This is a genomic window from Agarivorans sp. OAG1 (assembly GCF_037076485.1).
Lineage (GTDB): Bacteria > Pseudomonadota > Gammaproteobacteria > Enterobacterales > Celerinatantimonadaceae > Agarivorans > Agarivorans albus.
Window position 1 is genome coordinate 919,926 of sequence record NZ_AP028990.1, and the last position, 12,342, is coordinate 932,267.

The window sequence follows — 12,342 nt, forward strand, 5'->3', positions numbered from 1 at the left end:
GGATCTCGTTTTGCAATCTCCACATAGTCTTGAAAGCTTACCGCAATCTTTAAGCCAATGGTCTGTGGCTTTAAAGCAGTTTCCCTACCGGGTTTGTCCTGAACAAGGGCTGGTTGAAACTCGCGAAGCTTTAACTGGTGCCTATATCTTGGTTTGGGCCAAAGAACTACTGATACCAGACTTTGCTGTATTGCGTCCCTTGGTTGATGAATCAACTGCCTTGAACTTTTGCGGGCTAATGCCTGAAGCGGGCAACATTTGCGTATTGTTGCAAAGCCAAGCTGATAGCCAATGGTGCAAGGAGAAGCTGGCGGGGCTTGAGTTTAACTTTGATTTGGTGGTACTAGATCAGCTACCAGATTTAAGCCAACCAGGCGTAGTGTTGATGGATATGGATTCCACCACTATTCAAATTGAATGTATCGATGAGATTGCGGTGTTGGCCGATATTGGCGAACAAGTGAGCGCTGTTACGGCAGCAGCAATGCGCGGGGAGCTAGACTTTGAACAAAGCCTACGTAGCCGAGTAGCGCTGTTAAAAGATGCGCCACAAAGCATCTTAAAGCAGGTTGCCGATAACATGCCGCTGATGCCTGGTTTACAGTGCTTAATTGACACCATCCACTCTGCTGGCTGGAAAGTGGCGATTGCCTCGGGCGGCTTCACTTATTTCGCTGAGCGTTTGCAGCAAGACTTAGGTTTTGACCACGTGCAAGCCAATGTTCTAGAAATTGAAAACGACACTTTAACTGGCCAAGTATTAGGTTCGGTGGTTGATGCTCAGGCAAAAGCCGATATTTTGATGCAGCTTAAACAGCAGTATTCTGCCAGCCAAACTATGGCGATTGGTGATGGAGCAAACGATCTTAAAATGCTAGCAGCGGCCGATTTTGGGGTAGCCATTCATGCTAAGCCTCTGGTGCAGCAGCAAGCGCAGATGTCGATTAAACACGGTGATTTAGACGGCGCGGTGTGTATTCTTCGCGCCGCTAAAATGCTAGCTGCTTAGTTTTAAAGGCTGGGGTGCAGTGCTTAAGTTAAAGCGCTGCATCAACTCATCGGTTACATCCGTCACTTCTATTACCCCTGCAACACTCCACAGCTCGTCTTCTAACTGCTTAGCGCGGTGAATCGCATAATGGCTAATGTAATCGAGTTCGCGTTGAATATATTCGGTATCTGGTCGGCCAACCCGTGATAACTGCAGGTTGAAGGCATGCACCTTGCCGCGGCCTAAACTTAGGCTAACAAACTCACGTAATTGCGGAACAGAATTAAAATTGCTGCTGCAGCGTACCGATAATAACTTGTCGTTCTTTCTAGCCGTTACGGTGATCACTTCAATGTGTTCTGGGTTATCACTAGGCGCATGACTACGCAATTGAGTGGCGAGAAATGACGCGAGGTTTTCGCTGGCTAGAAACTTACTTAAGTCGGCAGTATGGGCACTGCTATCAATGTTTAACCAATTATCACTTGCTTGGGCGAAGGTACCGTAATTCACACACTTAACCTCTAAGGCACCAGGCACTTTATGGATGAACATGGCGCGGCAAAATAGCGGCGCACAGAAAATTTGTCGTAGTGCATCGGACAAACCTGCAATGGCTTTGCCCTCGGGAAGTGTTGGTAACTTATCTAAGTTGTTGTCGATAAGTTGTTTGAAAAAGGCGCTGCCTTGGTGTTGTTGGCCTTTTACTTCGATGACTTTTAAGTTGTAAATGGTGTGGCTGTTATTACAGTTGGTGACCTCATAGGCTAAATGAGACAGCTCGAAACTCTTCACCAGTTTTTGAAACTGAGGTAGCGCCAAGTAGACGGTGTCTCCAACGCTATACTCTAGTGGCGTTTCTACTTCTATTTTCATTCCGCTGATGGAAAAATCGCTGGTCCAGCCGGTTTCGTTGCTACCCTGATGTTCCACTTCTATTAAGGAGCGATATTGGTAGCGATTTTCTTTACGCAGCTGCAAATACTTGTAATTTACCTGCTCAAACTTGCTGATTGGTTGCTTGCTCTGGTTAAACAGCGACAACTTGTTGGGGTTACCATCTAAGGGGTAATTTTGCTGGTAGCTTTCATCGATATGCTGGTTGGTGACATCACTTAACAAGCCAACCATGCTTAATCCATCTAAAGCTTTGGCGACACGCTCTCGTTCAATTGGCGAATCTTTTTTGGGTAAAGGAGAGCTTACCTCTGCATCGCTGGCTTGCGCAGGTTGATACTGAAACTTGAATACCTTCCAGCTGGGTTTGCGACAGCCAAAGGCGAAGTAAAGATCGCGCAGTTCTGGATGCTCGGCAAGCTCTTCGCTGCTGGCTGAGTAGAAAAATAAGCGATTGTTCGCAGTATGAGTAAAGCAATAGATCAGGCTTTCACCGCTGCTTAAGGCTTGGTAGCGCATCATCCTTGGTGGATGAAACAGTTGAGATAAATGACTGTGGTTAGTTTCATCGCGCCAATAAGAGAGCAGGTCGAGATTATTCTGCGTGGCTAAGGCATAACGCAGGCTTGCTGGCGTTTGGCCGCTAAAATACAAAGGCACGCTGCTTAAACGCGGCATTAAGTATTGTTCATAACCTTTGGTGATAACTGCTGCAGTAATGTTGTCGACGTCGACTTTGTAACGCCCACGATAGGAGCGTAAAAAGTTTTTGAAGAAGTTATTAAACTCTTCGCTTGGGTCAACCACGATCATTCTTACCCATTGCTGCTGACCCTTGCGGTCTATTCCGACCACTTTGTATTCGGTGCCAGCGCTTAATACGCGGTTTACAAACTCTTTTTCTAAGCCGGTGAAATACACGAAGTAATGTTCGTCTACAGAGAATTCTCGCTGGCTATCGACCTTAGCACGCAATCCAGAGACCGACATGTTGGAGGTTTTAGCATCAAATAGAGCACCGTCTACACCCGCCATTCGCAGTGGTGCAGTGAGGTGCATGCGCTCTTCACTTCTGCCGATATAGTGGCCTAAACGCACGGCGCGAGCGATGATATTTTTGGGGCGCCGCGCAGCGGCTTCTTGCGGGCTAATATTTTTCTTCTGCATTACCTTGAAGTTGTTCTCGGTGGTTTGCAGTTTCTCGTATATGCCTAGTGTGTATTGCTGGTTATAGAGTTTGAGCTGTTGCTTAAATACCTTAATGGCGATGTCATCGAGGTAGTGGGTTTTACCTTGGTAGTGGAACTCTTGGCATTCGCCGTCTACTTTTCCTCGAAGATCTACCAATCGTTGGCAAGGTGCGGATAGACGATTCATTTCCATTTTGAGCAAGAAACTTTCATTATTAGGAAGGTCTTGAGTTGCGCGCTTAAATACTTGGTTAAAGTCGCTGCTTCCCAATATTGGTAGTAATCGTTCTATTAAGGCGTAGTGCTTGCTTTCCGACATGTTGCTGGGTATTAATCCTTAATCATTGGTTTTACTGTCAAAACTCTGTCTCAATCTTTACAATCTTCTAGATCAAAGCAAAGATTGTGCCTTGAGAGAGATTCAAGGCAAGTACTTTTAACACTATTTTAGCATTATGTGACCGCTTGGAGGGTTAATGGCAAAAGCGAAAACGGCCTATGTATGTAACGACTGTGGTGCCGATTTCCCTCGTTGGCAGGGACAATGTGGTGAATGTAAAGCGTGGAATACCATTAGCGAAGTACGTTTGAGTGCCGCGCCCTCACGCAATGATCGTTTCACCGGTTATGCCGGCAGTACCGCAGGAAAAGTCCAAACCTTAGAGAGCATAGACCTTGCTGAGTTACCGCGGTTTTCCACCGGCTTTAAAGAATTTGACCGGGTTCTAGGTGGCGGTGTCGTGCCTGGTAGCGCCATTTTAATTGGTGGTAGCCCCGGCGCAGGTAAAAGTACTTTGTTGTTGCAAACCATGTGTGGCTTAGCGCAAACCATGGATACCTTATACGTAACGGGTGAGGAATCACTACAGCAAATCGCTTTGCGCGCGCAGCGCTTAGGTTTGCCTAAAGACAAGCTAAAGTTACTGGCCGAAACCAGCGTTGAGCAAATTGGCCAGGTGGCTTTAGAAGTTAAACCAAAGATGATGGTGATTGACTCTATTCAGGTTATGCACATGGCTGATATTCAATCAGCACCAGGTGGTGTTAGCCAAGTGCGAGAAAGTGCGGCTTGGTTAACTCGTTTTGCCAAGCAACATAATATAGCCATGTTTATGGTGGGCCATGTAACCAAGGACGGCTCGTTAGCTGGGCCTAAAGTTCTGGAGCACTGTATTGATTGCTCGATCATGCTAGAAGGTGATGCCGATGGCCGCTTTCGTACCTTGCGTGGTAACAAAAACCGTTTTGGTGCGATTAACGAGCTGGGTGTATTTGCTATGACCGAACAGGGCATGCGAGAAGTGTCTAACCCTTCGGCTATTTTCCTTTCGCGAGGGCAAGAAGCAGCGCCTGGCTCGGTCGTGATGGTAGTGTGGGAAGGTACTCGTCCACTATTGGTCGAGATCCAAGCATTGGTTGATTACAGCCAAATGGCGAATCCTAGGCGAGTAGCTGTAGGCCTCGAGCAAAACCGTTTGGCGATGCTGCTTGCGGTAATGCATCGCCATGCTGGTGTGCAAATGTCTGATCAAGACGTATTTACCAACGTGGTGGGTGGTGTACGGGTTGCTGAAACTGGCGCCGATTTAGCTTTATTGGTGGCCATGGTCTCTAGCTTTAGAAATCAAATATTACCGCAAGAGTTGGTGGTATTTGGTGAAGTAGGCTTATCGGGAGAGATTCGCCCCGTAAGCAATGGTCAAGAACGTTTGAACGAAGCTGCTAAACACGGCTTTAAGCGAGCGATAGTGCCTTTGGGCAATCGACCTAAGCAAGCAATAGCAGGGCTTGAGGTGATTGCCGTAAGTAAGTTGGCAGAAGCTTTAGAAGCGGTTTAATCCGCTTCTTGCTGTTGGTAAACTAAGTGTTCTAACTCGCGATGCAATAAGTCGTCATCACCTAGGTTTAACTCAATTAATCGTTTTAGGTGGCTGGCGCTTTCGATATCAATGTGCAAACAGCGTAAACCGATTTGCTGATTGCGTGTGTGTTTTACTTCTACATCCATGGTGATGCTCAGTTCTTCTACTGCAACATCACTCAGGCTAAAACTTAAGGTTAGCTGAGTGAGCTCTTCGTCCCAGTCATTTGGCAAGGTCACCAAGGCACCTTGTAACGATAAATCCAACAGTTGGCATGACCAAGATTGCTCCCCATGGTTTAGGTAGGCGGGGCGGTCAAAAAGAACTCGCAAAAATTGGCGACGCTCGTGCATGTCAAGGTTCCTGTTTATTCGGGGTACTTTAGCCTAAGCCTAGCGTAAATAAGCAAATTTTGCAGCTAAGTCGATGGTGTTTGCGTTAAGGCTTTAGCGATTATTTGCTGAGTGTGTGACGCCAAAGATTGTTCATCCATTTGCGCCACTTGCTGAGTAGAGATAGCAGGTAGCACCTGAATGTAAATAGGGTGATGGCCTGTAAGCTGTAAGCTTTTTTTAGGTAAGGCTTCGGCAGTGCCGTGAATAGCAATCGGCAATATCGCTACTTCGGCGTGTTTTGCTAAAGAAAACGCACCGAGTTTAAAAGGTTTTAGCTTGCCGTCGGCAGAGCGGCTTCCTTCAGGAAATAAATATACCGAGCTACCTTGTTTAAGGTGTTTTTCGGCTTGCTGGAGCATATTCTTGATGCTGTGTTTATCACCGCGTTTAAGTCCAATGTATTGATTAAGCCACATGTTCCAACCAACAAATGGCACTTTAAACATCTCGATTTTTGAGACCCATTTAAAGGGAATGAAAAGGGCAAAGGACAACAAAATATCTAATCCAGATTGATGATTGGATACGATGACATAAGCTTGTTTTTTATCGATATGTTGCAAACCCAAACGCCGTACTTGCCAATGAGGCACTATGATTAAATACAGGCTAGCCCAGGCGCAGGTGAAGTAGTGTAACCATAGTCGGCGTTTATCAAAGGCTGCTGTGAGCGCATAAATAATGCAGGCGATAAAGAAAAACAGTATCGAGCTGAGGGCAATAAAACCAAGAATAAGTAACGATAAAAGCTTGAGTAACACCTAGGCTCCTTGTAGTTCTGGGGCAAAGACTGAGTTTTTATAGCTTATTAATCAGTATATTAAGTGGTAATTATGCAACTGTCACGTGAGCAACTAACTATTCTGTTAATTCAGATCCGCGATGATACCGATACCCGCATCGAGGAATTAGCCAGTTTTAGCCACTTTTGCGGCGTAGCGGTAGAGCAGTTTAGAATTCTCAATGTTTTTGATACACCGGATTGTAGCGATTACGACTTGCAGGGCATAGATGCGGTGTTGGTTGGAGGTTCTAGCGAAGCTAGTGTGCTTGACCCGGAAAGCTACTCTTTTGTGACAGCCATTCAGCAGTTACTGTTGCGCTGTATTGAGCAACAGTTACCCACATTTGCTTCTTGTTTTGGTTTTCAACTTGCGGTGCTGGCTCTGGGTGGCAAGATTGTTCATCAAGAGCGTGACTTTGAAATGGGCACCTTAGCTATTTCACTCAGCGAATACGCTCAAGAGGATGTATTGTTTGGTAGTTTGCCCAATCCTTTTATGGCGGTATCTGTTCATCGAGATAGCGCCTTAAGTCTGCCTGAAGGCTGTGTTTCCTTAGCGTTTACAAAACACTGTGTGCACGCGTTAAAAGTATCATCAGCACCTTTTTGGGCGAGCCAGTTTCACCCTGAGGTAAATCGCAGTATCTTAGTTCAACGTTTAAGCCAGTTTCGTGAGCATTACACTCAAGGGGATAATCATTTGCAGCAAGTGTTAACAGCCGCGCAAGAGACGCCTGATAGCAATGGTTTGTTAAAGGCATTCATAGATAAGGTGGTACTAGCTTGAAGAAGTTCTTTTTAGCTCTGGTGTTGTGGCCTACGTTTATTGGCTTTGTATTAGCTAAACCAAACTTGGGAGGTTTTAAGCCTGAGCAGGTTTGCCAAGCAGCTATAGCCAGTTTGCAAGGTGTGGACGTAAAAATGGTCGATAATTACCGCAGCGCTCAGTCGCTCATGCAAATGCGAGTGAGGCACAATGGCCAAAGCCACAGCTACTATTGCCAGCTGGAAGGTGACCAAGTGTTATGGCGCAGGGCACAAGATAGCCGATGGCAAACCAGCACCACGGTGCGCTTTCACTACAATAGAAGTGCTAAGCAGTTATTTATTAAGCATTATTTGGCCGCTGCCCAGTTAGCGGAGTACCGTTACCGTGGCGAAGACTTTTAAAAGTAAGCTAATAAGCTCGTCGCAGTTTAAGAATTTATTGCTGACTGGCTAGATGTAAGTTTTGATAATGATCAAGATAACTAGTTAATGATGTTTTGGTTTTGCCTTTTAGTAGCTTAAAAATCTTGATTAGCTGGTTTTTTGCTTGTATTCTTGCGCGAAAATATATTCACGCTTAGTGAATATAACTACAGAATATACCAAATAGAGTGATTTTATATGCGAGACGCCAAGCCAGCATCTATGCCTAATGCCCCAACAAACCATCCTGCAGTAGGTTCTGCTTGGAAGTTTGTATTACCTTCATTATTGGGCATTTTCCTGTTTATGTTGCCGTTGCCTTACGATGGCTCGTTTACCATTCCGGTGGCGATTATGGCAAAAAGCTTGGTAGCAGCTTTAGGTGATAGCGCCTTGTGGCTGGTGGTTGGTTTAATCACCCTTAGTGCCCTAATGTCTACCTATACACTAATTGCTAAGCCAAATTGGCTTGGCAAAAATGCCTTGCTAACGTCATTGTTTCAGGTTTCTCTACCTTGGTATGTGGTAAGAATGGTGGGTTGGGTTCTGGTGCTGGTATGCGCTTTTGAATTGGGGCCTCAAGCTATTTGGTCGGGTGATACTGGTGGCCTCATTTTAGGTGACTTACTGCCTACCTTACTTAGCGTGTTCATTTTTGCTGGTTTGTTATTACCCCTATTGCTTAATTTTGGCTTGTTAGAGTTTGTAGGCACTTTGCTTAGCAAAATCATGCGCCCTCTATTCGGTTTACCAGGTCGTAGTGCCGTAGATTCAATGGCGTCTTGGTTAGGCGATGGTAGCGTAGGGATTTTGCTAACTAACAAGCAGTATGAAGATAAACACTATACCCAACGTGAAGGCGTAGTGATTGCCACCACCTTTTCTGCAGTATCTATTACCTTTAGTTTGGTGGTATTAGCGCAAGTTAACCTTGAGCATATGTTTGCTCCTTTCTATCTTACAGTGTGTATTGCGGGTCTTGCAGCAGCGGTTATTGTGCCACGACTTCCGCCGCTTTCTGGTTTTAAAGATCAATTTATTGATGGTAGTGAGCGCAAGCAAGACGACGAAGTTATTCCTGCTGGTTACAACACAATCACATGGGCTTGGCAGCTGGCACTTGTTCAAGCTGGTCGAGCGAGTCACCCTAAACAATTAGCCAAGCAAGGTGTGCATAATGTGCTGGACATGGTGTTGGGTGTATTGCCGGTGATTATGGCAGTGGGCTCGGTAGCCTTAGTGGTAGCAGAATACACTCCCATCTTTAGTTTTTTAGGTAAGCCATTCATTCCTTTGCTAGAGCTATTGCAACTTCCAGAGGCCGCCAGAGCGTCGGAAACCTTAGTGGTAGGTTTTGCCGATATGTTTATTCCGTCGATTCTTGCTGCGTCTATTGAAGCTGATATAACTCGCTTTGTTATCGCAGCGGTATCGGTAACTCAGCTGATTTATTTATCGGAAGTAGGCGCGATTATTATGGGCAGCCAGTTGCCAGTTAAACTGTGGCAGCTGTTTGCTATCTTCTTGATTCGTACTTTAGTCACCTTGCCGATCATTGCGGTAATGGCTCATTTATTCTTTTAATATGTAAGCCGCTTAGCGTGAGTTACGCGGCTTAGCTTTTACTGGAGAGTTGTATGCATTTTAGCGCTGCTGTGTTTGATATGGACGGTTTGCTGCTCGACAGTGAGCAAGTGTCTTACGATACCTTTTCTCATGCTTGTAGTGAGCTAGGTTTAGCGTTTAAAGAACAGGTTTACCTAAGCTGTATTGGTACCAATGCCGAGCAAATTAAAAAGACCATTTGTGAAGGATACGGCGAGGGCTTGGATTATCCAAGGCTGCGTGATTGTTGGTTGGATAAGTACCATGCCTTGGCTGTTGATCAAGCATTACCGATTAAGCAAGGTGTGGTAGATTTGTTGCAGTGGTTAACAAGCCAAGGCGTTCCATTAGCCGTTGCCACTTCTTCGGGTAAACCTACTGCTGAAGCTAAGTTGGGCAACGCAGACTTGCTGCATTTTTTTGAGAGTGTTTCTACCGGGTGTCAGGTGAATAATAGTAAACCGCATCCAGAAATTTTCTTAAAAGCCGCCAAGTCGCTAAATATTGACGCCAGTAAGTGTTTAGCCTTTGAAGACTCAGAAAACGGAGTTAGAGCTGCAGTAGCAGCAGGTATGCAGGTCTATCAGATCCCGGATCTTATTCAACCTAGTGACGAGCTCAAGCGCTTGGGACACAAGGTTCGCGACTCCTTAAGTGAGGTCTTGCTGGAGCTAAAATAGTCGAGTTCATCTAGCCAGCAAATATTTGACGCTATTTGCTGGCATCGTTTTTGCTCATTGAAGATTATTAGAATCAGTAATGAGCAAATTATGATAGAAATTCAGATCAGTAACGATGTGCAAGCTTGGCTTCCTCGTGAGTTACCTTCCCTTGAAAATGCCTCTGTTCGTCATAGCTGGAGTGCTCACGCATTTGCTGTAGATTCACACGAATGCTTAGCAGTACTAGAGCGTAACAGTGGCTACGTAATGCTATTTTTTGATTTAAATAAGCGTGATTACCAAAACTTTTCTCGAGTTTGGCAGCTACGTTTATTGACCGAGGCCATTGCCGTAGCCGATTTACAGGATGAAGAAATTGAAGCCTTGAAAAAGAATATGTTGGCTGATTTTCAGAATGTATTGGTTACCGATGGGGTAAACCACCCCGTAGCGCCGCAGCTAGATAAGCTTAAAAACTTAGTTCAAGTAATGGCTAAACGCGAAGGCAAAGTACCTAGTCAGCAAATGGATGAGTTTCGTTGGGGTGTAATTCTTAACGATTACGCTCAGCGTCAAAATGGCCTAAGCCCCTATCAAAAAATGCAAAGCCAATGGCAAGCTATGGCTGCCACAGCACAATTTCATCAAGTATCAGCTCAATCATCTAGTACCAAGCTTTTACACTAGTTAAAAATTGTGCAAATAACTTGCAGCCATAGCATAATTGCTGCTTAATCAGGGTTTAACTCATTGATTAAGTGGCTGCTGTGGCGCTAGTTTCCTCTCATTCTTCCCGTCTTTATTTTGGTTTAGCTTGCTCGGTAATGGCTTCGTGCATGTTTGCTTTTCTTCCTTGGTATATCCATCAGTTTCCTTTAAATGAAAACAGCGGCAACTGGCTAGCAGCTCAGCGTATTGTGTGGAGCTGTTTGCTGATGTTTGTAGGGTTAGCTTGCTTCAAGCAATTGCCTTTGCTCATTCAGCAGATGGCTAATTGGCGAGCTTGGCCACGTTTGATGCTGGCTGCTGTATTAGTTGGCTTGCAGTTTTGGTTGTTTATTTGGGCGCCAGCCAACGGCCAGACGCTACCGGTTGCGCTGGGTTATTTTTCGTTGCCTTTAGTATTGGTATTAGTGGGACGCTTTGTTTATAAAGAGCAGCTTAGTAGCCTGCAATGGGTGTCTGTAACAGTGGCAGCTGTAGGAGTTGCTTACGCTTACGTAATGGCTGATGGATTGTCGTGGATAGTGTTGTTGGTGGCCTTGGGGTACCCCTTGTATTTTATGTTGCGGCGTAAGTATCCCTTACCCAGCCATATTGCTTTTACTATTGATAACTTAATGCTATTGCCGCTTGCGTGTGCTTATTTGCTAATGGGGGATGGCGTGAGCGAAGCGCAAAGCCAGCTCTCGAATTTGTATAACTATGCACCTTGGCTGTATTACTTCGGGCTGGGGGTAGCGGGTACCATTCCTATGTTACTGTTTTTACTTGCCTCTAACTATTTGCCTCTAAGTTTGTTTGGCTTAATGGGGTATTTAGAACCTGTATTGGTATTTAGCGTGGGTTGGTTACTTGGTGAGCGTTTAAGTCCTGAGCAGTGGCCAACTTATATGTTGATCATTTTTGCCTTAGTGTTATTGGCAATAGATGGTCTGCGGCGCGGTGTTCGGCAAACTGCAAGCCGCAAAAAACTGCCTAAAACTTGTTAAGGTAGCGCTAAATTTGCAGTGATTGGGCGGTGATCGCCGCCTACTGAATCAAGTACCCTGGCGCTGGCAAAACTAAGATCTTCTGAAGCTAATACGTGGTCTATTCTTGCGCCGTGCCATGACGTGTATTTGGTGTAGTTAATTCCGCTGCCTACTAGGTTAATGCCATTGTTTAGACCGGCCAAATGCCGTTGATAAAGATTTTCTTGGACCGTCATATTAAAGTCTCCAGCAGCTATATAGCTGGTTTGCTGCTTAGCCCAAGATGCCACCAAAGAGGCTTGCATGTTGCGCGCAAAGTGCAAGTTGTTGAATGCTTCAGGCTCAAAACTTCGATGGATTAAGGCGTTAATGGTTGGCCTTGGGGTGTCCATATGGATATTGGCGATACTCAGCTCTTTACCTTCAATTGTGGTGTGATAAAACACCGCAAATTTACCGAATCCACCAAAGGTTTCACGCGATAAGCTGCCTTGATGTTCAATTGGCGTTCTGCTTACGGTGCAAAGGTGGTCGCAGTGGCTATACCAACTATCGTCAAAGACTTGTTGCACCCGCTCAGGCTTTGATTCTTGCATAAACACTATGTCGGGTTTTAGCTGTGCCACCAACTGGCGAATTTGCGGTGAACTTGCGCCATTGCCGTTGTTTAAAGACAAAATGGTGATGGCGCTAGCTTGCTGCTGAGACAACTTAAGCTGAAGATCTTGAAACTGTACAAACACCACCGCGCAGAGTGCCCAGCTTAGGTACTGCCATTTGCTTAGCTGACGGATAAACAAAATCGGCGTAAGGGCCAGTAAAATCGCCCACCAGCGCGGAGAGAATAGGCTTAAATAGCTTATGGATATTCCTAGAGGGGTATCTGGCAGATGCGGCAAGCTCAATATTGCTCCTGCTGCTAGCAGGCAGCAAATAGAAAGAGTAATAGAGAAGAATTTTACTAGCTTATTCATTAGCTTATTGTTACCTTCTGCGCCCTGTGAAATCTGGGCATAAGTATATACGCGGTAAGTGGCAAATTACCATGTCACGTCGTTTTAGCGTAACAAA

General features: G+C 45.4%; 12 protein-coding genes. 8 read left to right on the plus strand and 4 right to left on the minus strand.

Annotated features, from left to right (window positions below; all coding sequences use genetic code 11):
• Window positions 1-10: 10 nt before the first annotated feature.
• Window positions 11-1,009 (plus strand): phosphoserine phosphatase SerB, encoded by a 999-nt coding sequence (serB, locus tag OAG1_RS04255; RefSeq protein ID WP_338624261.1) that lies wholly within the window; start codon window positions 11-13, stop codon window positions 1,007-1,009.
• Here the strand turns inward: serB and OAG1_RS04260 are convergent.
• Window positions 998-3,397, minus strand: coding sequence for a PilZ domain-containing protein (locus tag OAG1_RS04260; RefSeq protein ID WP_338624263.1), 2,400 nt, complete (start codon window positions 3,395-3,397; stop codon window positions 998-1,000). The genes serB and OAG1_RS04260 overlap by 12 nt on opposite strands.
• A 157-nt stretch (window positions 3,398-3,554) precedes the next feature.
• Between OAG1_RS04260 and radA the strand changes: the two genes are divergently transcribed.
• Window positions 3,555-4,916 (plus strand): DNA repair protein RadA, encoded by a 1,362-nt coding sequence (gene radA / locus OAG1_RS04265; RefSeq protein ID WP_016401412.1) that lies wholly within the window; start codon window positions 3,555-3,557, stop codon window positions 4,914-4,916.
• Here radA and OAG1_RS04270 read toward each other — a convergent pair.
• Together OAG1_RS04270 and OAG1_RS04275 are read right to left on the minus strand one after the other, a co-directional pair.
• A complete protein-coding gene (locus tag OAG1_RS04270; RefSeq protein WP_338624266.1) occupies window positions 4,913-5,293 on the minus strand; it encodes a PilZ domain-containing protein in 381 nt (126 codons plus the stop codon). The two genes, radA and OAG1_RS04270, sit on opposite strands and share 4 nt — an antisense overlap.
• Window positions 5,294-5,358: 65 nt before the next feature.
• Window positions 5,359-6,096, minus strand: coding sequence for a lysophospholipid acyltransferase family protein (locus OAG1_RS04275; protein WP_338624268.1), 738 nt, complete (start codon window positions 6,094-6,096; stop codon window positions 5,359-5,361).
• A gap of 72 nt (window positions 6,097-6,168) precedes the next feature.
• Here OAG1_RS04275 and OAG1_RS04280 point away from each other — a divergent pair, with 72 nt between their 5' ends.
• The 6 genes from OAG1_RS04280 to rarD all read left to right on the plus strand — a co-directional run bounded on the left by OAG1_RS04280 (window position 6,169) and on the right by rarD (window position 11,289).
• Window positions 6,169-6,906 carry a type 1 glutamine amidotransferase gene (locus tag OAG1_RS04280; RefSeq protein ID WP_338624270.1) on the plus strand — a complete coding sequence of 246 codons (738 nt, stop codon included), beginning with the start codon at window positions 6,169-6,171 and terminating at the stop codon, window positions 6,904-6,906.
• On the plus strand, window positions 6,903-7,289 hold the full coding sequence (locus OAG1_RS04285; protein ID WP_338624272.1) for a hypothetical protein: 387 nt from the start codon (window positions 6,903-6,905) through the stop codon (window positions 7,287-7,289). Before OAG1_RS04280 ends, OAG1_RS04285 begins: the two co-directional genes overlap by 4 nt.
• A 243-nt stretch (window positions 7,290-7,532) precedes the next feature.
• Window positions 7,533-8,894 (plus strand): YjiH family protein, encoded by a 1,362-nt coding sequence (locus OAG1_RS04290; protein ID WP_338626412.1) that lies wholly within the window; start codon window positions 7,533-7,535, stop codon window positions 8,892-8,894.
• Between the two features lie 53 nt (window positions 8,895-8,947).
• Window positions 8,948-9,595, plus strand: coding sequence for an HAD family phosphatase (locus OAG1_RS04295; protein WP_338624274.1), 648 nt, complete (start codon window positions 8,948-8,950; stop codon window positions 9,593-9,595).
• A gap of 90 nt (window positions 9,596-9,685) precedes the next feature.
• On the plus strand, window positions 9,686-10,264 hold the full coding sequence (locus OAG1_RS04300) for a hypothetical protein (RefSeq protein ID WP_152784385.1): 579 nt from the start codon (window positions 9,686-9,688) through the stop codon (window positions 10,262-10,264).
• Between the two features lie 80 nt (window positions 10,265-10,344).
• On the plus strand, window positions 10,345-11,289 hold the full coding sequence (rarD, locus tag OAG1_RS04305; RefSeq protein ID WP_338624278.1) for an EamA family transporter RarD: 945 nt from the start codon (window positions 10,345-10,347) through the stop codon (window positions 11,287-11,289).
• Here rarD and OAG1_RS04310 read toward each other — a convergent pair.
• Complete coding sequence (locus OAG1_RS04310) at window positions 11,286-12,245, minus strand: endonuclease/exonuclease/phosphatase family protein (RefSeq protein ID WP_338624280.1); 960 nt, start codon at window positions 12,243-12,245, stop codon at window positions 11,286-11,288. The genes rarD and OAG1_RS04310 overlap by 4 nt on opposite strands.
• Window positions 12,246-12,342: the final 97 nt, after the last annotated feature.

Excerpts from the sequence above, each read along its gene's own strand:
- OAG1_RS04310 (WP_338624280.1), bottom strand. The coding sequence starts at position 12,245 with ATGAATAAGCTAGTAAAATTCTTCTCTATTACTCTTTCTATTTGCTGC.
- OAG1_RS04295 (WP_338624274.1), top strand. The coding sequence starts at position 8,948 with ATGCATTTTAGCGCTGCTGTGTTTGATATGGACGGTTTGCTGCTCGAC.
- OAG1_RS04260 (WP_338624263.1), bottom strand. The coding sequence starts at position 3,397 with ATGTCGGAAAGCAAGCACTACGCCTTAATAGAACGATTACTACCAATA.
- OAG1_RS04290 (WP_338626412.1), top strand. The coding sequence starts at position 7,533 with ATGCCTAATGCCCCAACAAACCATCCTGCAGTAGGTTCTGCTTGGAAG.
- radA (WP_016401412.1), top strand. The coding sequence starts at position 3,555 with ATGGCAAAAGCGAAAACGGCCTATGTATGTAACGACTGTGGTGCCGAT.
- OAG1_RS04270 (WP_338624266.1), bottom strand. The coding sequence starts at position 5,293 with ATGCACGAGCGTCGCCAATTTTTGCGAGTTCTTTTTGACCGCCCCGCC.
- OAG1_RS04280 (WP_338624270.1), top strand. The coding sequence starts at position 6,169 with ATGCAACTGTCACGTGAGCAACTAACTATTCTGTTAATTCAGATCCGC.
- OAG1_RS04300 (WP_152784385.1), top strand. The coding sequence starts at position 9,686 with ATGATAGAAATTCAGATCAGTAACGATGTGCAAGCTTGGCTTCCTCGT.